Origin of the sequence: Candidatus Aegiribacteria sp. (assembly GCA_021108435.1) — a bacterium.
Classification (GTDB): Bacteria; Fermentibacterota; Fermentibacteria; order Fermentibacterales; family JCC-6; genus Aegiribacteria.
Window position 1 is genome coordinate 1 of record JAIOQY010000182.1, and the last position, 22,036, is coordinate 22,036.

A 22,036-nucleotide genomic window follows, 5' to 3' on the forward strand; every position below is an offset into this window, starting at 1 on the left:
AATCTCAGGAACCATTCCCAAAAGGGGTTTGAAGTTTTGCCCGTTGGGGTCGCCATCTCTTATGAAATACGTACCACCCACTGTTAAATACGACATGGGAATTTCTTTCTAAATATTTCTAGAAGAGGGTCTTGATGCTGCCCCAAGTCGTTTCTGGAGTCGGACTTCACTTGCGACACCTGAATTAATCTCCAGAAGCTATTCTCTTAAAGTTGCAGAGTAATAGAATTCGCAAGTTGACAATGATACGTACATAATGTACATTACGTACAGATGACGAAAGGAAGGAACCCATGCCTGAAACTATTTCGACTGCCGATGCAAGAATGAATTTTTCAGATGTCATAAATAAGGTTGCTTACGGTAATGAACCAATCGTATTGACTCGTAGAGGTAAGAGCATTGCTGCACTTGTTTCCATTGCTGAACTTGAATTGCTTCAAAGGATCGAGGAGCATCTGGATATCGAAGATGCTAAAGCAGCTTTAGCTGAGCTTGGTGAGAATATTTCAGCTGAAGAAGTGTGGAAATCTCTAGGTCTCTGATCAGTGACACATTCCATTGAATTCAGACCTGCCGCTCTAAAAAATCTTAAACGGTTTCCAAAACGTGACTTAGTTCGAATCAGGAAGAGAATTGAGGAACTTGGAAATAGCCTGCCTGACCCGAAAACAACCAAAATGAGAGGGAAGAATTCTTTCCATAGAATTCGCTCTGGAGATTATCGTATTATCTATGAGATACATTCAGCTAGATTGGTCATTCTTATAGTTAAGGTTGGTCATCGCAGGGATGTTTATAGAAATCTCACCTAGGATTTTCGAATATCAGTCAGTAGACAAGTGTTTGTAAGTTGGGAACAAATTCTCTTCAGGTGATTCATATTCTGCTCAGCGATAATAACCATTTCCAAACGGGGTTTGAAGTTTTGCCCGTTGGGGTCGTCATTCTCTATCCGATGAACATCAACAGCGAGAATACCGCTCTGAGAATCAAGTCTAACACAAATTAAATAAAGTGACTTTAAAATCCATTTGACATCTGGACAATTTCTTACTAAATACTGTTTGGGAGAGTGATTCATGAGCAGTATGCTGATTCTTCTGTTGTTTACGGCAGTTCCCGAGATTCTCTGGACTGCATTCACTGAAACTGGTGTCAGCGCTGTCGAGAGTACAAGTGACATTAACGGCAACGGATCAACTGATATTGTGGTCACACTTCCCCAAACTTTTCCAACATCACCAGGTCTTTATTGTCTTGATGGTCTCGCAGGTATTGAGATATGGTCCAGTGACTCGGTCCCCGGCACCAAGACCCATGAAGCTCTATGTATAATCCCAGACATTAATGATGACGGGATAAATGATATCGCATTATCTACAGGCTGGGGCAGTGGATCCTTTGACCTCAGTACAATCGCTGTATCAGGAGCTGACGGTAGTATCATCTGGAGTACTGCTCTGGATAATAAAGGGCCTTACTATGGATATGATACGGAATTCACTGATGCAGTAATTGACAGCTGCCGTATGGTTCACACCAGTTATAATGACAATGGATATGATAGATGGGTCAAATTCAAAAGCTACAATGCTGAAACAGGTGAAGAGATCTGGTCATACTCCGTATTAACACTAATTCCAGATATTCTTCCAATGGCTGATTTCTCCGGGAACGGTTGTGGTGAGTTGGCTCTGGCTGTTTCAAGAGGAACAGTTATGGGGGGCTGGTTTGAGATAAAGGATGGCTTAACAGGGGAGAATCTTTTTTGGCTTAGTAGCTGGTTCCCTGAATCTTTTGCAGCCAGTCATCCCTCGGAATACCCATTACTTTGTGTTAATCAGAATACAAACCCTCCGCAAATAAGAGTATTCAGTTTTCCTGGTGCTGTTGAGATTCTCACCTTTGACTGGATTCCTTACTGGTGGCAGTTCTTCGTAACAAACATCAACGGTGAGTATTATCGACTTCCTGAACTGGTACTTGTTAATTCCAACGAGATATGTTTTATATCACCGGACAATGGCGAAACGCTTGCGATATATCAGATAGGATCACCTGTTCATTGCATAGAAACATTCGAATACAATAATACCTTCAATTTTCCCATGGGAACTAATTCAGGGCTTACTTTAGCCTTATACAGCTCGTCCGATACTGGAGTTGAATGGAATCTCCCACTTCCTCAGGCTGTTTATGATATCAGTTTGATCACATCGAGTAATTATCCAACCCCTCTTATTGCTGCAGCAATGTCAGGTGAAAATGGTGGTGTGGTTGCTGTAACTACATCATCACAAACTGGTATTACAGAGAATGTACCTTTCGTAGGGCAACCTTCCTGGAGGCCGATCTCTAACCCTTCATCAGGGGGCGTGTTTCTTGTTTCCGAATCTGAAATCCGCTTGTCACTTGGTTTTTATGATATCTCCGGCAGGCTTTGCGAGCGGTATATGTTGGAACCTGGAGAAACACAATTCTTCTATGCTCCTCCTGGTGTTTACCTGATTCATACAGAAGAGTATCCAGACATTCTTTCTCAAAAGATCATTGTTCTTGAATAGTAGCTTTTGAAAGCAGCATAAGCCATTCCCAAAAGGGGTTTGAAGTTTTGCCCGTTGGGGTCGCCATCTCTAAAGAAAAACGTGCCACCCACTGTTAAATACGACATGGGAATTCTCTTTTTAGAAATTTCTAGAAGAGGGTCTTGATGCTGCCCCAGGTTTCAGGTTCAAGAGCACTCACAAGCTCTCCGTGCAATACAAAGAATGCGTCGACTTCACCCCACCATGTATCCATGCTTACCCAAACACCACTGCCGTCATCCCACCACGCACAATCCTCAACGCAATACCAACTGAAAAGGATAAATGTGTTGGCAGTGGCTTCCGCCTGGATCTCAAGGTAATAGTGAGAATCAGCGCTTAGTTCCGGGTAAATATCTGCATCTATTACGCAGTGAACCTCGTAGATGTCAAAGCCCCAGCTGACGTCACCTGTAAATGTACTGGTGCAGGGAATACTCTCAGACCATACATCTGTATTCGTATTAGGATCTGAATCATTTGTGTCATCCTCAGATATGACCATGTTCATTTCTGAAGCATGTTCACCTGTCCATAGGACCCAGATATAGATGTCTGTTATATAGTAATTGTCATCGAGCTCGAAATCATCACAGAACCAGCGGTTTAAAATGCTATATATTGAGACAGCATTATCTAACAACTCCAAACTGTAAGGCTGCGAATATACTACACCGTCAGTCATGACAACCTCAATCGGACCGGTTCCCTGATCGTGACGGGGACTCAGGATAAGAGGCTGATCAGCCAGGATAGAAGCTATGGATAAGAAGAGCAATGTAAAAAGGAGTCTCTTCATTGTAATATCTCCTTTCATTAACAATAACCCAAATAGAGTGTAGAGTATTTATACTTCTATGTCAAGATACAGTTATAGCATCAGAGTTCATTAGCTCTGCAAGTTTCTTAGCCTGGTATTGAAAAAGTTCGAACTTTGGAACAGAAAGGTCGCCATCTCTAAAGAAAAACGTGCCACCCACTGTTAAATACGACATGGGAATTCTCTTTTTAGAAATTTCTAGAAGAGGGTCTTGATGCTGCCCCAGGTTTCAGGCTTAAGAGCATTCACAGGCTCTCCGTAGAAATCGAAGACCAGATCCAGAGGTTCACCGAACATATATTCGGATTCTACCCATACACCGGAACCGTCATCGTACCAGCAGTAGTCACCAATAGAATTTATATATACAAGAATAAAGCAGTTGTCGTTAACGTCAGCCTGGGTTTCGAAGTAGTAGTGGACACCCGCATCAAGCTCAGGATAAACGTCTGCGTTAATGGTGCAGTAGGTCTCGTAGATGTCATAACCCCAGCCAGTATCGCCTGTGAAGGTGTTTGTGCAGGGTACGCTTTCTACCCAAATATCGGTGTTGGTGTTGGGATCGGAATCACCGGTATCATCTTCGGAAATGACGAAGTTCATCATTGAGCCCATTTCACCTGTCCACATCATCCAGACGCAGATCTCCGTAACATAGTAGTTATCATCAAGCTCAAAGTCATCACAGAGCCAACGGTTACCACCGCTGTAAATACTGATACCGGTAAACAGATTTGCATAACAGTAAGTCTGCGAATAAACCAACCCATCAATCTCAATCGGATCGGTTCCTTGAACGTGACGGGAACTCAAAACAATATGCTGATCAGCCATGATAGAAGCTGTGGATAACAGGAGCAATGCGAAAACGAGTTTTTTTATTGTACACCTCCTTATACTGAAAATGAACTTACATAGAGTGTAGACTATTATTTATTCTATGTCAAGATACGGTATTGGTACCAGTGATTTGTTCGATCATTTATGGTCTCGGACATCACTTGCATCTTTTGTGTTAATTTCCTGATTATATGCAGGATTAGTGTGATTCGTTGCAGTCGATTCTGACAGAAGCAGTAGTAACTCTGGTGAATATTCTGATTAGCATCATACGCGAATGAAATTCCGGAGCTATTTCCTAACCTGTTCCTTAATCCGCATGGACAGGTTTGACATGACAATGCAATTCCTGGTATTGTCTTTCCAGAACAGGAAAGCTGTGAATAAATATTCGGTTATTTTTTCAAGAATTGTCCTATATATGAATTCTATGGTTCTCTATGAACGGTTGAGAGGTTTCCATGAGAAATCAAAAAGTTTTTGATACAGAAGATATCCTTTCTGAAAGTGGTGTTAGGGATCTCTTCAAACAGATGGACGTGAACAAATCGGATATACTTATTAAACAGGATAATCCAGGGACTGATCTATTTGTCGTTGAATCCGGTCAATTCGTTGTAACTGATGATAAAGGGGGAAGTCGGGTTATTGATACGCTCGGAAAAGGTGATGTGTTCGGTGAAATGGCCTTCCTTGGTGGAGAAAAACGTTCAGCTACTGTTACTGCGAACACTGCCGGAACCGTCTTGATGCTCTCCCGGAAACCATTTGTAGAATTTCTAAGAATTGAGCCCATCCCCGGAACTCGATTTCTTCTTTTCCTTGAAAAATCCATGGTTGACAGACTCAGAAAGGCAGATGCCCTAAGATCTCTTATCTTAAATGACCAGAACCTCAGCGAACGTAAAAAACTCAGAAAGCTGAGAACTGATATCCGGGCTCGTAATAGAAAGCCCCTGTTTTCAGCCGATGATCCAATACTTTCCGAAACGTGTCACTGGATTTACGCCCATGATAATCAGATCCTATTCAGGCAGGAGGACAGAAGTACAGATCTTTTCATCATCAGAAAAGGAAAGGTGGCTATCCTGGACGATGATTCCGGAGGATATATTCTTGGTTCTTTTGGACCAAATGATGTTTTTGGAGAACGGTCATTCCTTGATAACAAACCAAGAGCAGCCATCGCGAAGGTAATTGGAAACGCTGAAATACTGATGCTGTCAAGAGGCACTATGCTCGAACTCCTCGTTACAAACAGTACCAATGTCATCAATCTGAATCTAGGTCTTGGAAGTCTTCTGGCCAGGAGACTCAGTATGGCTAATGAAACTCTAAGACTCCTATCATCTGAGGAACTGAAAGAGAGAGCAGAGGTTTCAAGATTGCTCAGCGAAATGCGAAAATCTCTTCGGATTCAAGCTCTGCACTAATCTGTATTCAGGGGACGTATTATCAGGTACAGAGGCTTAATGAATTCTCCAAGATCTCTGACGGATCGTAATGAATTGTTGAGTTGCAGTAAACTCTTCTGAGATCATCTTAATGCGATTAATTAGAAGAGAGTCTTAATACTGCCCCAGGTTTCAGGTTCAAGAGCAAGATTCTCTCCGTAGAAATCAAAGAAAAGATCCATAGGAAAACCGAATACAATCATACATTCTACCCATACACCGGAACCGTCATCGTACCAGGAGTCATCACCTATGAAATTCTCACTAAAAAGAATAAAGCAGTTGTCGTTAACATCAGCCTGGGTCTCGAAGTAGTAGTGGACACCCGCATCAAGCTCAGGATATGCGTCTGCGCTAATGGTACAGTGAGTCTCGTAGATATTGTAGCCCCAATTGCTGTCACCTGTGAAGGTATTGGTGCAGGGTACGCTCTCTACCCATACATCGGTGTTGGTGTTGGGGTCGGAGTCTCCGGTATCATCAACTGAAATGACGAGATTCATCATTGAGCCCATTTCACCTGTCCACATCATCCAGACGTACATATCTGTGATATAGTAATCACCATCAAGCTCGAAATCATCACAGAGCCACCGGTTACCACTGCTGTAATTACTTAGACCGGTAATTAGATTTGAATAAACGTAAGTCTGCGAATAGACCAACCCATCAATTTCAATCGGACCGGTTCCCTGAATGTGACGGGGGCCCAGAATAAGAGGCTGGTCAGCCAGGATAGATGCTATAGATATGAATAGCAATGCAGAAAGAAGTTTCTTCATTGTACACCTCCTTACACTGAAGATGAACTCACATAGAGTGTAGATAATTGTTTATTCTGTGTCAAGATACAGTATCGTCTCTGGAGCCGGTCGTTAATTGCGACACTTGCACAGATTCTAAGAATCCGCAGGGTAAGTTTACCCTGAGCGAGTCATATGACTATTCGAGACGATCCCCGAAACCTCAGAATTGTAGAAACAGTCTACAGACTGGAAATCCTGGACATGTTTCATATGTGGCTCTCGCTTTTTACAGGTACTGCTATAGTAAGAGAGAAATAGGATGAGATATAGAAAGAACTTATTCTCTGTATATCTGTTCTGATTACCGGTTCTCTTTAAGATTGATGAATTTTGAGAGTCCGAAAGTAGTATATCTCCATAGTTTTCTGCAAGATCGGATTCTCTTCAGCGTTCTCCATATAATGGAAGGTCGCATATAAATACTAATTAGAGCCTTTTTTCGCTCTCTGGCTATTTCCTCCCTTGTAAGATGATAAGTGTTCATGACAGGCAAGAAGTAATTACCCTTTTCAAGATCATGTTCACAGAAAAGATCTTCTCTCAATCCCAGTTCATAAAGGGGGGTTCCCGGAAACGGGTATGCACTGTGAATTTCATAGAAATCAGCCGGGATTCGCTTCGCAAACTCAACAGTTTCACTGATCGTATCCCAGGTTTCCCAGGGCAGTCCTATCACAAAATACAGCATGGAAAGAATCCCGTGCTTCCTGCATAGATTAACAGACCGGCTTACATCATCCAGATTTATATTCTTTTTCATCTTTGTGAGCATCTCTGGTGAACCGGATTCAACACCAAAACTTACGATGTAGCATCCTGCCCTGGCCATCGCGTCAGCTCTTTCCTCATCAAAAGTATCAACCCTCGAATTTGCTCCCCATCTGATTGCATGACCTGATTCTGAAATACTTCTGCACAATTCAATTACCCATTGTTTATCTATTGTGAAAGTATCCGATCGAAAAAGAAAGGATCTGATTCCGTAATTGTTAACACACGAATCTATTTCCGACGTGATACTGGAAACGGATCTTTTCCTGATCCTTTTCCCGCTGACCAGGAAAACAGGGCAGAATATGCATTGTCCGGAACAACCTCTTGATGTCAGTACAGGAGTCAGAGGTTCGCCTGTTTCAGGATCTGGATAAAGCTCGTTTCTTATAAGATCCCGAGCCGGTTCAGGCAGGATATCCAGGTTTTCGAGAAGTTCCCTGTCCGGGTTTCGAATAACTTCTCCGCTGACGCTTCTGTATGTTAATCCTGTTATCTGAGCTGGATCACTACCGCTGATCAGATCCCCAATAATAAGTTCCGATTCACCTCTTACAGCATAATCAAGTGTACTGTATCTGTTTAAGGCTTCGATGTCATGATCTGAAAGATGAGCACCCTTAGCAATGCATTTAATCCTGTTTCCCGTCTCCTCGTGAGCTATTTCGGCTGCTTTCATATCATCCTGGAAAGTAGGTGTTGTTGTGCTTATTACAAGGAAATCGGGTTTGAAGTCTCTTAAAAGAGCCCTGAATTCATCCCAGCCTCCTCCTTCAACAGGATAGTCCTTTATTAAGCAGGTGGAACTGGAATCTCTTCTGCACACGGCCGCTATGTATGCAAGATCCATCGGTGGGCGTACACCCTGAGCCATCATACTCTTCACAGGAGCCTGACATCTGTCTTCCCTCAGATATAGACCTGTAGGAGGGTTAATGAGCAAAATTTTCGAGTTCACAGTGTATTGAATCTTCTCCAGTTTCTTGCGAGTTCCGTGAAAGCCTTAATTATTACACTTATTCTGGCCCCGCTCTGTGTTCCCTCAAGTCTTGGAAAATGAGGAATAGGGACTTCAAGAATACTGTATCCAGCTTTTTTGCAGCGGCATAACAGTTCAGCAGAAATAATCGCTCCATCCGAACTAAGGGGTAAAACCCTTTTCAGAGCTTCTCCCGGAATCAGCTTGAAAGCGCAGTCAATATCCCTGACTCTCCTTAATCCCAGAAGTAGTCTTATAAGAACATTGAAAAGAGCTGCGTTAAGCCGCCTGTAAAACGGATCCTTCCTGTTTATTCGATAACCTACGGCAACAACAGGCTGATCAGACAATACAACAATATCTACAAGCAGATACAAATCCTCGATTTTAAACTGTCTGTCGCCATCGGAAAAGAAAACCCAGTCTTTTGTGCTGTTGGCAAATCCGGTTTTCAGAGCAGCTCCGTATCCCAGGTTATGCTCATGAATAATCGCCTTTACCAGTCCGGGATACTTTTTCTCCATGCTTCTGGCAAGCTCACCGGTCGAATCTTCACTGCCATCGTCAATTGCAATGATTTCCAGATCATCCGCTATTTTTGATCCGGTTTTTACCGCACTTTCAATCATGAAGATTATGTTGTCCTCTTCATTATGGAACGGGAAAAACATGGTCAGAGAACGCAGTGGACGTTTCGGTTCATTTACCATGAATCAGCTTTCTGTCTTTTGAAGGACGTTCAGCGAAAGTACTGTATGGTTCAGTAATAATTCCATTATTACTTCAGCTGATTACTTGCTTCATTTCTCAAACATCCCTGAACTAAGGGAATACATAGATATTGAAAATGCTCGTGGAATATGATTAGTCATGTTGATGGAGTCTAGCATAACGATTCATTGCAGTAATCCCAATCACTCATTCGATCCCGACAAGATAAAGTCTATTTCAGAATGGGAATGACACAGACGAATATATGTTTGACTACAATCATATAATCTAATATCTTTATAAGGGTTACTTGATAAGAATTTGTGTGATAGTTTATTCACTTTTAGGAGGTTACTATGAAGAATTTACTTCATCTGTTTGTTGCTGTTGCTGCAATGATGTTGTTTGTTCCTGCTGCCGGTGCAGACTGGTCAGACAATTTTGATTCCTACGCAAACGGCAGTGGCTTGCACGGTCAGGGTAACTGGGAAGGCTGGAACAACGATCCAGCTTTTGATGCTTATGTGACTGATGTTTACTCTTACAGCTCTCCCCATTCGGTTGCAATCACTCCAACTTCTGATATTGTCCAGCCTTTCTCGGAGACTACTGGTGAATGGGTCTTGACATCGTGGCATTACATCCCCGCCAGCCTCACCGGTGATCAGTTCTGGATTCTGTGCAACACCTATCCCACTGCATACAGCGAAGACTGGTCTCTTCAGCTGAAGTTCGAGGGAGCTACTGGTAATATGACCGTTACGGAAGGTACTTCTGTTGTTCCGATAGTATTCGATGCATGGGTCGAGGTTAAGGTTGAAATCAATCTTGGCACCGATACTCAGGACATCTATTACAACGGCGTTTTCCTGGAATCGATTAACTGGAGCAGTGGTGGCGCAATAGCGATAGGATGCCTTGATCTATTCTCGGATGGCGGAAGTACGATCTACTGGGATGACTGCTCACTTGAAAGTACGGGTGCGCTTGAGCAGACAACCTGGGGTCAGATCAAGACTCTGTTACACTAGCGAAAAATATTGTTCTGCGAAGGGAGCCAGTTCCATACTGGCTCCCTCTTTTATCAGGAGACAAATTTCACCTGAGATATTTGAGGGTACTGACGTAGCAATTAACTTATACGTTTGTTAAATTCAAGTAATTGTCTTAATATACTTAATATTTGCTAATAATATGTATAAATATTATTCTTGACAATTTATGTAAGATTCTATTAGTTTCACTAATTAGCTTAACCTTTTAGAAAGGAAGGTTAGTATGAAGAAGGGGTCACTTATACTTCTAGTTCTTCTTGTTACTGCTGGTAGTGCTGTTGCGCTACCTTCATATTCGGGTCTGAGGGGACTCAACCGCACAGTCGATGCTGAACCAATAGGAGCAGGAGAATTCTCGTTCGGGCTATTCTCTTTCCTCGGATTAAGCAACGACACACGCACTGCTTATCTTTCCGGTGATTCCGTGGATGTTACCGACACAGAGTACGATGGTACTTTTTACCTTACATCTGCGATAGGACTTGGCAAGAATATTGAACTCGCTGGAAGGATCTCATACATCTGGAACTGTTTGAAAAGGGACGATGTCGCAGGAAGAACCGATCTCAGCGGAGGAGACTGCGAGAACGATGACGGCTTCAGCGAAGCTCGTCTTTCAATGAAGTTCTCGACAAATCCCATGGAAGGTTGCTGGATAGGCATAATGCCGTGGGTTGGTTTCAGCATATATGACGGTGGAAACAGCCGTTATGTAATCAACAACAATGAATACGACGGAATATGGTATGCGGGCCAGCCCATGTTCGAACTCCGCAGACCTATGATCGGAGTCGAAGGTGTTTCTGGTGGTGCTGATCTGCTGTTTTCGAAAGACCTGAACCCAGTAACATTGCATCTAAACCTTGGTTACCATTATTTCAAACAGCATTTCGAGTTTACTGATTACAGATATACTTCATCCGGCTGGACCGACAGCACTCACGTGGACATGTATCTTGAAGATCCTGTCATGCATTTCGCAGCCGGTATTGAATACCCGCTGGAAAAAGTCACGCTTTTCACAGAAGTTGAATGGCGTCACTTCATGAAAAGGGACTGGGAAGAGGGCGATGGAGAGAACTTCGATGACTGCATCACCGTCTCTCCCGGTATCAGGATACCTACAAACAGTGGACTTGCGTTCGATATAACAGGTTCCTTCGCTCTGACTGATTTCGATGCTGAATACAACGATCTTGGACACAGCAATTATCAGAATGGCGGAAACCCTACAGATGGTGTGAGAGCTCGCTATGCACCATTCCCTGAGGGTTACTCTCCTAAATGGGGTATTGGACTTAACGTCATGTATTCGAGCGATCTGCGTAAGGGTCCATCTACTGCTGTCATGGCAGGTACCGTTACCGACGCTGTTACAGGTGAATTCCTTTCAGCGACGGTTGCATCCCCCGGAACCGCTGTTGAACCTGCAGCCTCTGATGCTGAGACGGGTTTCTACTCCATAGAGCTTCCGGAGGGCAGTGTTTCTGTAGCAGTCAACGCAGAAGGTTACATCGGAACCACTGAAACCGTACAGGTTGCCGGTGGACAGGATTTCTCAAAGGATTACGCTCTCCAGCCGGAACCCGGCACTATTGCCGGAAGTGTTATTGATATTGAGACAGGCCTTGCCGTCTCAGCAACAGTTTCAGTACCGGATGTTCCAGTAAGTGACAGATCCGGCAGTGATGGACTATACAGCTTACAGGTTCCAAATGGTGTCTGGACTGTTACCGCTACTGCCGATGGTTACCTTGGAGAAAGCGCTCCAACTGAAGTTGCAAGCGGTGAAGATGTTACAGTTGATTTCCAGCTCCAGTCCGTTGTTTTCGATCCGCTCTACTTCGATATTAACGTTTATAACATCAAGTCTGAGTTCACAGGTCTTCTTGATGAGATCGCAGATAAGATCATTGCAAATGATCTTGTTGTGCAGATCTGTGGTCATGCTGATTCTGATTACACAGAAGAGTTCAACATGACTCTCAGTGAAGACAGAGCCGAGGTTATTTACGATTACCTGGTTGATCGTGGAGTCAGCGCCGGCAGTCTTTCGACAATCGGTTACGGTGAAAACAGACCAGCAGTTCCAAATACTACAAATGCCAACAAGTCTCTCAACCGTCGTGTTGAGTTTGTTGTTCGGTCTGTAAGAACTAACTAGCTGGAAGTTAAGTCTGGTTCTTTTAGGGCGGGTCTTCGGATCCGCCCTTTTCAGTCTCTTAAAAGAGTGCCTGTCACTATTAGTACCACGGTGGTGATGAGAAGAGCCATCTGAGCGCCGAGCAATGGAAACAGGACAAGGGGCATTAGAAGGGCAGCAGCAGCGCTTCCCCCGTGTTCTGCCAGATCCAGCAGGCCTATTCTTTTCGTATCTCCCGCTCTGAGGAATGTTACAGCAACCGGGAAAGCCCCACCGCTTGCCACCCCGCAAACAGCAATTCCTATGAGAAGCAGTAAAGAGAGCAATCCGCCACCCAGCAGCCCCTGATCGTACAGGTACAGAACAAGGACAGAAAACAGTGATGATATCCCTGAAAGAACAACCAGCTGTCTGAGATTACTAAACGCACCCTTATCCTGTCCGAGAGCACCAAGAGCTCCGCCGGCCATAAAAGTACCGGTGATGGCGCCTACAAGCACCCAAGAGTGACCTGTAACAGCCTGAATAGCAACCAGAGCGATAACCTCAACGGATAATCCCATAAAACCTACCATACCCAGCGCCAGGGCAGGTTTGAACTTTCCGCTTAGAAACGCTGCTGTGACCATTGCTAATAAGCATAAACCAGCTATAGGAATCACAAGGTTGAGTTTCCTATCATCACCTACTCTTATATCCCATAACTCGCAGGCAATCCGGAAGCCCTCAGGGCGAAGATCGGTATTCATGCGTGCTGAAGCAGCTTGAAGCTGATCCTCGACAGCAGACAATCTCAAGTTTGACAGATCAAATGGAAGTGTACCGGAATTGATAAATACACCTGATGCCCCAATGGAATCCATTCTCTCTGCCAGCACCAAACCTTCTAATGATGGTTTCAGACCGTTTCCCGCCAGAAGAACAAGACCCGAAGAAGGAAGGATCCTGCTCCAGCTGAATACACTCTCCGCAGACAGGAGTATGGATTTTGCCATTTCCGCTTCAAGTGGATGTAATCTGTTCATCCCTCCAGGAAGGTGGATAGCTGCGACACCATCCTCAGTAAGCCTGTCTGAGAGCAGTTCAAAGAATTCTCCTGTGAAAAACCTGTTGGAGAGAAGAGTCAAAGGCTGACCTGTAGATACAATAACAAGATTCCATCGCTCATCATTGACGGATAAATAACGTCTTCCATCTCCCGGTATTGTTCCATCAGGATATTCCGCAACCAGGCATAGTGTCCTGTCCGGAACCAGGGTTACAACACTGTCTACTGTCGGCCATTCCGATATTATCCCCGCCTCTTCCGGTGAAGAACCTATGTATAGAACACTGGATGGACAAATCGCGATAAGAGGAATTGTTACAACCCCCTCCGCGGATTCCAGCGAAGGCCATGTTGCCTCCAGCAAACCGCTTCTAAATATGGCATGTTGACCGGATCGGGTTCCGGTTACGACCTCTCCGTATGGCGACGAGTGGATACTGATACTGTCATACTCTTTAAAGGATTCGCTTCCAAGCCAGGTTCCCAGCGATGCTGGTGCGCCGAACAGGAATCCTGCCAGAAGAACAGCTGAAACAATCAATCCGGGAACAGGTCTTCCACAAAGCAACAATCCGGCAGCGGAGATAAGGATACCAACAGTAAGCATTTCGAAAGCGAGCAGATGCGGTGAAAGAAGGACGAATATCCCCCCACCAACTGCCGCGCCAAGAGCTTCAAGAGCGTATACTTTCCCTGGTCTGGAGAAGGCAAATGGCTGCACGAAAATCAACCCGCCGACAAATCCGGCAGGAAGCACTGATAAAGCAGTAGGAATTATCTCCAGTCTGGAAGCAATTACTTGAAGAGAACCCAGAACAGGAAGCAGAATTATACCAGTTACCCATAGGAGACAGTGTTTTGAAGTCCTTCCACCAACTGCCGCGCCAATACCGGATCCGGCAATCCATGACGCAAGAACAATTCCGGATGTAAGTTCCGCCTGATGATGACCAAAAAGAGATTCTCTTAATACTACCGCCTGAACAATGACGGAAAGTAATCCCCCTGCAAAAGCGGCCAGCACGGACAATGAATTATCGAAAGTCTTCTGAATTAGCCTAATCCTCTCCAAACACCTGAGCCTGAAAACGGTAGAGCGTAACTTCGCCAAGATAGGCATCAGGACTCAATCCTGCTTTCAGACAGACACCCTCAAGAAACTCCTCTCTGTTCCAGCCCTGTTCAACCGGAACCTGCGGCAAAAGGACACCGCTTCTGTTCCGGGCGGATATCATCAATCCATCCGTTCCCACTCTTACATCATGCCAGTCACCAAGTATCTGCAGGGGTGTAAGAACGGATATTTCGTATTCAAGATCAGGAAGTTCATCAGGCGTTACAGGCATAAAGCGCGGATCTTCCAAAGCTGCCGACCGGGCCATCAGCGATACTGTCTCGGCAACAGGTCGGATCGGTCTCATAGAACCAATGCAGCCCCTGAGACTGCCGTTTTTCTTCAGGGTCACGAAAGCTCCGCGTGGAATCAACAGTTCCCGGGGAATATCATCCTGCAGATTAAATCCGGTATTCTCAACCGCCGCTTCAACAGACGCAATTGCGATATCAAGGAGTTCTTCTCTCCCTTCTTCAGAAATACTCCATTCCGACGGTTCAGGTTCTGATGATTCAAATGCAATGGAAGCGTATCCGACAACTCGTGAATAGTCTCCGGAGACAGAAGCACTTGTTGTACTCGACAGCAGTTCGGATGTAACTCCGGGATATAGACCGGTGTAAGCCATGACCAGAGCAATTGGAAGCCTTCCGCATGCAAACGTATCAAGCCCGGCCGGCAGCTTCTCTTCAGAAGTAACCTGAAGGAATTGATTCGCGTCACCGCTTAATATCGCCTCCACGGTAAGAGAATCAACAACTTTTGCCAGACTCTCGGCGGGATAATGGGACAGATCACTGCTTGCCAGGACAAGCACTTTTTCATTGTACGCTTCTGCAAGGATTAACTCGGCCATGTATTGCAGCTCATTTGCTCCTGTGTAACCGATTACGATCGGTACTATCCTGAAACCGGGTTCAAGTGTCCTCTGAAGAAACGGGATCTGAACCTCAAGGCTGTGTTCCTCCTCGTGAGCAGCCGGAATAAATGAGGCTGCCGGATGTGATTCCCTCAACCTGTCAGCGACATCTGCAGCAACCGGGACGCTTCCAAGAGGAGTAACGTAGAAATCTCCATCGAATACAGACATACCCTGAAAAGCAACACGATGTGAAGGTCCGACGAGAACTACCACATCATAATCAAGCCCATCAATAAGGCTGTAGAAATCCGCTGCTGTACCGCCGCTGTAGACGTATCCTGCATGCGGAACCACACCTGCTATTATTGTTCCGGCGATACTCCGAACTACTGATGCATAGATCAATCTATCCACCATACTGCTCAGTTCAACAGGATCCGACGGATAGAACGTACCGGCAACAACAGGCGGCCTTGCTCTCCCTGTACCGGATACTTCTTCTTCTCCGGGGGAACTGTTCCCGCAGGCGGCAAACAGAACTAATGTGAACATTATAAATACTCTCATCCCGCAAGCTCCCTGTAGTAGTCCGCCTTTTTCCTTGATGTTTTCCCCACTGCGAGTTCTGCTGTTTCCTTTTCCTGCGGTAGCTTTCCTCCTGTAACAGCCGCAACCGCGGAGAGTAGCAGCAGAACAGTGCTTGAGAGAAATTTTCTTCTGCTGATTTTACTTTTCACTGTTCCTCCATTCCATTCCATACTCCGGCTACCGGAGCTGAACAGCTGAAGCACTTACCATTTTCAATTCTGTTTTCCTCAATGAGGTATCCCTGTCTCCTTATAAGAACTTCACCACACTCCGGGCATGTTGTTATCATCCCCTCCTCCGTAACTGCATTCCCAACGTAAACATGATGAAGACCAATCTCAAGAGCCCTTTCTCTTGCACTCTGTAACGTGGATACCGGCGTAGGAGCCAGGTCAGTCAGCCTGTACATGGGAAAAAACCTCGAGAAATGAAGCGGTGTATCAGCACCGGTGTTCTCCAGAATCCACCTGGCAAGTTCATCCAGTTCTCGAGAGTCATCATTCAATGTCGGTACGATAAGATTCGTTACTTCAACCCAGGTTCCGAGTTCCTTCAAAGTAGTTATCGTATCAAGTACAGGCTGGAGAGTTCCGCCGCATATATCTCTGTAATAACTGTCTTTCATCGATTTAAGATCAACATTCGCGGCATCGATATACTCAGCGAGTTCGGTAAGTGGTCCCTGATTAATATACCCCGCCGTAACAAGGATATTCTTCAGCCCGGCCTCCTTTGCCAGTTTTGCTGTATCACGGGTGTATTCAAAAAAAACAACTGGTTCAGTATAAGTGTAAGCTATTGCTTCGCAATTGTAAACAATTGCCTGCTCAACAACAGCCTCAGGGGGTAAATCGTATGGTGTGACATCTTCAGGGGCAGCCTGGGAAATCTCCCAGTTCTGGCAGAACTCACATCTGAGATTGCATCCTGCAGTCGCAATAGAAAATACATCGATTCCAGGCAGGAAATGAAAGAGCGGTTTCTTCTCAACAGGGTCAACGTGCACCGCGACAGGTCTTCCATACACAAGACTGACAAGTTCACCATCAACATTCAATCTTACGCTGCACCTTCCCCTCTCCCCTGGAGCAAGGGTGCATAAGTGAGGACACAGAACGCACTGAACCCTGTTACTCACCAGTATCATCCTTTTCAGCATACCAGTCAGCGGTATGAAAAGTGATTATTCCACTCTCGAAGAGTTCCAGCATCCGATCCATATCTACATTCTCTATCGGCTTTGCCCATGGACGGATCTCACTCCCGGCCATACGTACAAGAATCTGTAATAATCCGGAACCAGTGCTGTCCTGTTCAGGCAGGGGTTCCTCAGGAACTGCTCCTGTCAGGATAAGGAACATCAAAAGAAATAACGCAAGTGCTTTCATCATCCTCTCCTGTTTCAGTACAGATCGGGGAAACCTGCGGGTGACAGTCCAATCCTCCACCGGAATTCCCATTCGCCATCATCACCTTCCGGATCAGATACCCATATTGGAAAGATCGCCTCAAGCATCGCAATCCGTACAGCTATTCCGGCGTTTAAGAGAATGTCATCACCTGAGAAATCTTCAAAGGAATCACCGAGCCATCCAGCTCCTCCGAATATTTCAACAGGAAAAATCGGTAAAGGCAAGGGAAATCTCTGTTCAATCGAGAAGGCTGCCCTCCCTCGAAGAGTGCTGTTCCAGTAGCCTGGAAGAGCGGGCCCTGAGCAAACGAAATAATGCTCCATAGGGGAAAGCGAACCGCTCGGGGGAACAAATGCTCCCATAATTCCCTCTGCGAAGAGCCCGCCGCCCGGTCTTAAGAAACGGTGAACGGGAGCACCCCCGGTTACTCGACCTGCATATATCCTGGTTCTGGCCAGATAATTTCCCCAGAGCCTGCCTGTCAGTTCAATTTTGCCATCTATCCTTGCGTAAGCCCCATCATTCCATTCAGGAGAGGCCAGAACGCTCAAAGCCCCTTTCCATGATAACCTGTAGTTTCGATCAACGGCGGCTATACATGTTGTGAATTCAAAAGCATTACCTTCCTCAACGTTCAAAGCACCGTATACCGTTGTATCCTCCACACTGAACAGATCCATATCAAGAGAGATCCTGTAATGGGGATCGGTGGCTACCCTGCCGCTCCGCAGATAGTCAGCACCAATAGAGGCTCTCCCGATTCCGTACCCTCTTGAAATTCTGGAAGATAAATAGATACTTCGTCGATATTCCCGGTAAAGAGGCATATGAAATGAAGCTCCCCACGCTGAGTAACTTTCACTCTCGAAAGGAATCGAGGCAGATGCAGTCCAGGTGTACGGACCGCCCATATACGATGGAATCGTTGATGACATGCAGATAATATCAGCTCTCCATGAATGATCAGCGTAAGATGGGAATGGGAGAATCCACATACTGTGATGAGTCGGCCTTGGAAATGGAAGGAACATCGGTTTAAGCTGACCGAGAGGCGGTGAGGCGTTATTCCACGGCGCCCTGTCAGGCATGCATAAAAAGGGGTCTACAACAACTGCATCCCAATTCCCGCCAACTGTGACCGTATCGTTCAATCCCATAGCAAGTGCGGTTTCTGTAATGAGTGAGTCTTCACCGGATATAAATAGAAGGTCAAGTTTCACTGAGTGGGGAACATCACCCGCGACAATTGCAGTGGTTGAATCCGTGCTGAAGGTTACATTCTTTATGAGAACATCCGCATTTGCGGTTCCTCTGAGCCAGAAATTGAATTCTTCCTCCCAGGATCTTTCTGTTACTTCTTCCACTATTGCCTGGAAATCATCGGTATGAGGGTGATGGTACTTGAACCTCTCGAAGTAGATCGACATAACCTGATTAAAATCATCTTCACCCATCTGCTTCTGCAGCATCCGCATGAACAGAGCCGGTTTGGCGTAATAGGTAAACCCGGTTGGATGGCTTCCGTCTCCGGCCTCGGTAGCATCGCTGAGTACCGGTATTTCTTCCCCGGCCATAGTACCTGTTACATATGTCATAAAACTCATGTCCTGATCGCTCAGCTCCAGTATCCAGTCCGGAGTTCTGGACATATTTCCACTGAAGCCATGTCTTCTCTGCATGTAGCGAAGTTCGCTGAAGGTGTTCATTCCTTCATCCAGCCAGGCTTCTTCTACTTCATCATTACCGAGCATCCCGTAAAACCACTGGTGTCCGATCTCATGCATCGTGACCATCTCAAGAATCCTTAGAAATGGAAAATCAGGTACGGAGAACACGAACTGGGGATATTCCATCCCCCCCGCGCTCACAACAACCGGCTCCACTACCCAGAGGTCTTCGTAGGGGTAGGGCGTATACCATTCTCCATAGTACAGGAGAGTGGAATCGATAACTGCGGGAACCTCATCCCAGTGATCATCTGAATCATCAAGCAGAACCAGATGCACATTCACCGAACAGGAACCCAGGTTTTCAGGATAGATGTATGTGTGTTCACGTACAGTATAGTCAGGACTGGCTGCCCAGACGAAATCGTGAACATTTTCAGCGATCCAGACTTCTGCTCTTCTGAGAGAGTCCTCGGTAAAAAAAGTGTTTTCAACTCTTCCTGTAGCAGCGGTGATAAATTCCCCCGGAACATCAATTGTTACCGAGTAATTCCCGTAATCGCTGTAAAACTCTCCCCTCCAGTGATATCGTGCCCGGTGCCATCCATTCTCATCGAGAACGCACATCTTGGGATACCACTGCGTTATCTGATACGTATCACCACTGTGCCCCATCCTGCTCCAGAATTTGGGGACCTGTACATCAAAATCACCACAAAGGAGAATGGATTCGCCTGATTGAAGGGGATCATCAAGCGGTATAAAGGCCAGAGTACCATCAATTGAAGGTTCGACAGCTTCCCCGTCCACACTCCAGTTCGAAAGGTCGATCCAGCCCCTTTCTGACGGAGGGGATGCCCGGAAACAATAGCGTCCGACAGCTTCAAGATCCTGCCCGAACGCAGTCGTATGATCTCTGTAAGCGTTTGGATAAAGATGAAGCCAGAGTGTATCAACAGGAAACTCTACTCCGTTGGTGAACATAATTTCCAGGGAACCGTGAAACATGTTTGAATCCGGCTGAAGCGAGACGCTAATATCGTAGTCAGCCCTGCTTTCAGGACCTGGATAACCGGCAGCAACCAGAACCGCAAGAACTAATCCTGACACCATCAGAGGAACCTCCAAATAAGTAATGTTTATCATAGTATGAAGACTTCTGCAATAAAGAACAATCACAGTCAAACTGAAAAGGCTGAGGAGAATGTCGGAAGTAAAGGCATGACCCGGTCAATAAATTGAATTACATTTCGAACAGGAGGCTATCATGGAATGGGTTGATAAGGATTCAGGCAGAATTCCCATAATGTTCTGGAGCACTGATGTGGAGAAGATTGCGATGGACCAGGCAATCAACCTGTCCCGGCACAGCCAGACATTCCATCATGTGGCAATAATGCCTGATTGCCATCCCGGATACGGAATGCCCATTGGCGGAGTCATTGCCTGCGAGCATTCGATTATTCCATATGCTGTAGGTGTGGACATAGGCTGCGGTATTGTTGCCACACGAACAGATATTCCAGCTGACGATATGAGTAATAATGATATCAGAGGAATCATCGATCGCGCAGGAAAGAGAATTCCGACAGGAGAAGGAAATTCTCACAGGTCAGTTCAAAGCTGGGATCAATTTGAACGCCTTCCGTCATGGTTCGACAAAAGAGGGAATGATCTGGCTGAGAAAAGTCTGGGAACCCTTGGGGGAGGTAATCACTTTCTGGAGATTCAGGCCGGTGATGACGGGTGGATCTGGCTCATGATTCATTCCGGTTCCCGGAATCCGGGATATCGAATTGCCGGACATCATCATGAAAAGGCTGTGAAGTTCTGTATTAATAACCGGGAAGAACTGCCGTCAAAGGATCTTTCCTACCTCCAAGTTAATTCTCCCGATGGAAGAGACTATATCAGAGAAATGGAATTCGCAATGGATTTTGCTTCCGAGAACCGTAGAAGGCTTATGACATCTTTCAAGGATGCATTCACCGAAGTAAAGGGGAATGTCAGTTTCTCAAAGGAAGTCAATATACACCATAATTACGCAGCCCTGGAAAAACACTTCGGCAGAAAGGTCTGGGTTCACAGGAAAGGCGCTACTTCAGCACGGAAAGGTCAGAAGGGAATCATTCCCGGCAGCATGGGAACATTCTCGTACATTGTCGAGGGTCTCGGGAATCCTGATTCATTCAACAGCTGCTCGCATGGAGCTGGAAGGGTCATGGGGAGAAGAGAAGCTTCCAGAATACTCTCTGTAAGCGACTGCGACAGATCCATGAAAGGTATCGTTTTCGAAGGATGGAAAAGATACAAGGGATACGGCCGAAAGAAACATGGTTCTCCTTCACTTGATCTCAGTGAAGCTCCAGCAGCCTATAAGAATATAGATGATGTGATGAAAGCCCAGCGGGACCTTGTAACACCTGTCGTCAGACTGAAACCACTTGGTGTTGTGAAAGGCTGATTATGAGAGTACCGGGTCTCATTCGAATCCAGAGGGTAATATTGAAAGTGTAATCGGAAAGGAAACTCAATGCTGAAAGAAATCCAAATTAGACGCAGCGTCAGAAAATACAGAGATGAACAGATCCCTACTGACAAGCTCGAATCACTGCTTCGTGCTGCAATGCAGGCTCCTTCTGCCCGTAATTGTCAACCCTGGGAATTCGTAGTAATCACTCAGCGAGCATTACTGAAAAAGATCCCGGAATTCCATCCATACTCAAAGATGGTTCCGAATGCCGGAGCTGCGATTCTCGTATGCGGCAACACCAGGCTTCAAAGCGAACCGGGATATATCGTGCAGGATTGTTCGGCAGCTGTTCAAAACCTTCTTCTCGAAGCGGTTCACCAGAATCTCGGAGCTGTCTGGCTTGGTGTCTATCCAAGAGAAGAAAGAATGAAAGGGATGACAGAACTGTTCGATCTTCCGGAGCATATCATTCCGGTTGCTCTGATTTCGATAGGCGTCCCGGCTGAAGTTCCGGAACCCGAGGATCGATTCAGGAAAGAGAAAATACACTTCCAAGAATGGGGCCGGGCCTAACATTTAAACATTTTCTTCGGGGATACGCATTGGTGCAGGGGACACGCAGCAGAGCCTGCATGTTCCCTGGCGATGGTAAATGTTTAAATGTTAGGCCCGGCCCCTATGTTCATCTTCGCGGCGAATTCAGCG

19 protein-coding genes are annotated in these 22,036 nt (G+C 45.6%); 8 read left to right on the forward strand and 11 right to left on the reverse strand.

Annotation, left to right across the window (positions count from 1 at the left end):
• Nucleotides 1-293: 293 nt before the first annotated feature.
• From K8R76_10645 to K8R76_10655, 3 genes are all read left to right on the forward strand, one after another.
• Nucleotides 294-545, forward strand: a complete 252-nt coding sequence (locus K8R76_10645; GenBank protein MCD4848634.1) for a type II toxin-antitoxin system Phd/YefM family antitoxin — start codon at nucleotides 294-296, stop codon at nucleotides 543-545.
• Nucleotides 546-548: 3 nt separating this feature from the next.
• Nucleotides 549-815, forward strand: a complete 267-nt coding sequence (locus K8R76_10650; GenBank protein ID MCD4848635.1) for a type II toxin-antitoxin system RelE/ParE family toxin — start codon at nucleotides 549-551, stop codon at nucleotides 813-815.
• Between the two features lie 267 nt (nucleotides 816-1,082).
• Nucleotides 1,083-2,567, forward strand: a complete 1,485-nt coding sequence (locus K8R76_10655; GenBank protein ID MCD4848636.1) for a hypothetical protein — start codon at nucleotides 1,083-1,085, stop codon at nucleotides 2,565-2,567.
• 130 nt (nucleotides 2,568-2,697) lie between these two features.
• Here the strand turns inward: K8R76_10655 and K8R76_10660 are convergent, their stop codons facing one another.
• Both K8R76_10660 and K8R76_10665 read right to left on the reverse strand, forming a co-directional pair.
• Entirely contained in the window at nucleotides 2,698-3,387 is a 690-nt protein-coding gene (locus K8R76_10660) for a hypothetical protein (GenBank protein MCD4848637.1), read from the reverse strand.
• A 219-nt stretch (nucleotides 3,388-3,606) separates the two neighbouring features.
• Nucleotides 3,607-4,242, reverse strand: a complete 636-nt coding sequence (locus K8R76_10665; GenBank protein MCD4848638.1) for a hypothetical protein — start codon at nucleotides 4,240-4,242, stop codon at nucleotides 3,607-3,609.
• Between the two features lie 467 nt (nucleotides 4,243-4,709).
• On the opposite strand from K8R76_10665, the gene K8R76_10670 reads away from it, so the two are divergent.
• On the forward strand, nucleotides 4,710-5,681 hold the full coding sequence (locus K8R76_10670) for a cyclic nucleotide-binding domain-containing protein (protein ID MCD4848639.1): 972 nt from the start codon (nucleotides 4,710-4,712) through the stop codon (nucleotides 5,679-5,681).
• A gap of 122 nt (nucleotides 5,682-5,803) precedes the next feature.
• Here K8R76_10670 and K8R76_10675 read toward each other — a convergent pair whose 3' ends face one another.
• From K8R76_10675 to K8R76_10685, 3 genes are all read right to left on the reverse strand, one after another.
• The gene (locus tag K8R76_10675) at nucleotides 5,804-6,484 is read right to left on the reverse strand and encodes a hypothetical protein (protein MCD4848640.1); all 681 of its coding nucleotides are present in this window, start codon (nucleotides 6,482-6,484) and stop codon (nucleotides 5,804-5,806) included.
• A gap of 325 nt (nucleotides 6,485-6,809) precedes the next feature.
• Nucleotides 6,810-8,237, reverse strand: a complete 1,428-nt coding sequence (locus K8R76_10680; GenBank protein MCD4848641.1) for a B12-binding domain-containing radical SAM protein — start codon at nucleotides 8,235-8,237, stop codon at nucleotides 6,810-6,812.
• A complete protein-coding gene (locus K8R76_10685) occupies nucleotides 8,234-8,968 on the reverse strand; it encodes a glycosyltransferase family 2 protein (GenBank protein ID MCD4848642.1) in 735 nt (244 codons plus the stop codon). The genes K8R76_10680 and K8R76_10685 overlap by 4 nt, the downstream gene beginning before the upstream one ends.
• Nucleotides 8,969-9,325: 357 nt before the next feature.
• Between K8R76_10685 and K8R76_10690 the strand changes: the two genes are divergently transcribed.
• Together K8R76_10690 and K8R76_10695 are read left to right on the forward strand one after the other, a co-directional pair.
• Complete coding sequence (locus K8R76_10690; GenBank protein ID MCD4848643.1) at nucleotides 9,326-10,000, forward strand: hypothetical protein; 675 nt, start codon at nucleotides 9,326-9,328, stop codon at nucleotides 9,998-10,000.
• A gap of 247 nt (nucleotides 10,001-10,247) precedes the next feature.
• A complete protein-coding gene (locus K8R76_10695) occupies nucleotides 10,248-12,188 on the forward strand; it encodes an OmpA family protein (GenBank protein ID MCD4848644.1) in 1,941 nt (646 codons plus the stop codon).
• A gap of 50 nt (nucleotides 12,189-12,238) precedes the next feature.
• On the opposite strand, the gene K8R76_10700 is transcribed toward K8R76_10695, so the two are convergent.
• The 6 genes from K8R76_10700 to K8R76_10725 are packed head-to-tail and all read right to left on the reverse strand — an operon-like array spanning nucleotide 12,239 to nucleotide 19,971.
• Nucleotides 12,239-14,245: a hypothetical protein gene (locus K8R76_10700; protein MCD4848645.1), complete on the reverse strand. Its 2,007-nt coding sequence runs from the start codon at nucleotides 14,243-14,245 to the stop codon at nucleotides 12,239-12,241.
• Nucleotides 14,246-14,273: 28 nt separating this feature from the next.
• The gene (amrB, locus tag K8R76_10705) at nucleotides 14,274-15,758 is read right to left on the reverse strand and encodes an AmmeMemoRadiSam system protein B (GenBank protein MCD4848646.1); all 1,485 of its coding nucleotides are present in this window, start codon (nucleotides 15,756-15,758) and stop codon (nucleotides 14,274-14,276) included.
• Nucleotides 15,755-15,928 (reverse strand): hypothetical protein, encoded by a 174-nt coding sequence (locus tag K8R76_10710; GenBank protein MCD4848647.1) that lies wholly within the window; start codon nucleotides 15,926-15,928, stop codon nucleotides 15,755-15,757. Before K8R76_10710 ends, amrB begins: the two co-directional genes overlap by 4 nt.
• Nucleotides 15,925-16,938, reverse strand: coding sequence for an AmmeMemoRadiSam system radical SAM enzyme (gene amrS, locus K8R76_10715; protein MCD4848648.1), 1,014 nt, complete (start codon nucleotides 16,936-16,938; stop codon nucleotides 15,925-15,927). The genes K8R76_10710 and amrS overlap by 4 nt, the downstream gene beginning before the upstream one ends.
• Nucleotides 16,910-17,170, reverse strand: a complete 261-nt coding sequence (locus tag K8R76_10720; GenBank protein ID MCD4848649.1) for a hypothetical protein — start codon at nucleotides 17,168-17,170, stop codon at nucleotides 16,910-16,912. Before K8R76_10720 ends, amrS begins: the two co-directional genes overlap by 29 nt.
• A gap of 11 nt (nucleotides 17,171-17,181) precedes the next feature.
• Nucleotides 17,182-19,971, reverse strand: coding sequence for a M1 family metallopeptidase (locus K8R76_10725; protein MCD4848650.1), 2,790 nt, complete (start codon nucleotides 19,969-19,971; stop codon nucleotides 17,182-17,184).
• A 154-nt stretch (nucleotides 19,972-20,125) separates the two neighbouring features.
• Between K8R76_10725 and K8R76_10730 the strand changes: the two genes are divergently transcribed.
• Nucleotides 20,126-21,322 carry an RtcB family protein gene (locus K8R76_10730; protein MCD4848651.1) on the forward strand — a complete coding sequence of 399 codons (1,197 nt, stop codon included), beginning with the start codon at nucleotides 20,126-20,128 and terminating at the stop codon, nucleotides 21,320-21,322.
• Between the two features lie 69 nt (nucleotides 21,323-21,391).
• Complete coding sequence (locus tag K8R76_10735; protein ID MCD4848652.1) at nucleotides 21,392-21,904, forward strand: nitroreductase family protein; 513 nt, start codon at nucleotides 21,392-21,394, stop codon at nucleotides 21,902-21,904.
• Nucleotides 21,905-22,036: the final 132 nt, after the last annotated feature.

Excerpts from the sequence above, each read along its gene's own strand:
- K8R76_10645 (MCD4848634.1), top strand. The coding sequence starts at position 294 with ATGCCTGAAACTATTTCGACTGCCGATGCAAGAATGAATTTTTCAGAT.
- K8R76_10655 (MCD4848636.1), top strand. The coding sequence starts at position 1,083 with ATGAGCAGTATGCTGATTCTTCTGTTGTTTACGGCAGTTCCCGAGATT.
- K8R76_10660 (MCD4848637.1), bottom strand. The coding sequence starts at position 3,387 with ATGAAGAGACTCCTTTTTACATTGCTCTTCTTATCCATAGCTTCTATC.
- K8R76_10665 (MCD4848638.1), bottom strand. The coding sequence starts at position 4,242 with ATGGCTGATCAGCATATTGTTTTGAGTTCCCGTCACGTTCAAGGAACC.
- K8R76_10670 (MCD4848639.1), top strand. The coding sequence starts at position 4,710 with ATGAGAAATCAAAAAGTTTTTGATACAGAAGATATCCTTTCTGAAAGT.
- K8R76_10675 (MCD4848640.1), bottom strand. The coding sequence starts at position 6,484 with ATGAAGAAACTTCTTTCTGCATTGCTATTCATATCTATAGCATCTATC.
- K8R76_10685 (MCD4848642.1), bottom strand. The coding sequence starts at position 8,968 with ATGGTAAATGAACCGAAACGTCCACTGCGTTCTCTGACCATGTTTTTC.
- K8R76_10690 (MCD4848643.1), top strand. The coding sequence starts at position 9,326 with ATGAAGAATTTACTTCATCTGTTTGTTGCTGTTGCTGCAATGATGTTG.
- K8R76_10695 (MCD4848644.1), top strand. The coding sequence starts at position 10,248 with ATGAAGAAGGGGTCACTTATACTTCTAGTTCTTCTTGTTACTGCTGGT.
- amrB (MCD4848646.1), bottom strand. The coding sequence starts at position 15,758 with ATGAGAGTATTTATAATGTTCACATTAGTTCTGTTTGCCGCCTGCGGG.
- amrS (MCD4848648.1), bottom strand. The coding sequence starts at position 16,938 with ATGCTGAAAAGGATGATACTGGTGAGTAACAGGGTTCAGTGCGTTCTG.
- K8R76_10720 (MCD4848649.1), bottom strand. The coding sequence starts at position 17,170 with ATGATGAAAGCACTTGCGTTATTTCTTTTGATGTTCCTTATCCTGACA.
- K8R76_10725 (MCD4848650.1), bottom strand. The coding sequence starts at position 19,971 with ATGGTGTCAGGATTAGTTCTTGCGGTTCTGGTTGCTGCCGGTTATCCA.
- K8R76_10730 (MCD4848651.1), top strand. The coding sequence starts at position 20,126 with ATGGAATGGGTTGATAAGGATTCAGGCAGAATTCCCATAATGTTCTGG.
- K8R76_10735 (MCD4848652.1), top strand. The coding sequence starts at position 21,392 with ATGCTGAAAGAAATCCAAATTAGACGCAGCGTCAGAAAATACAGAGAT.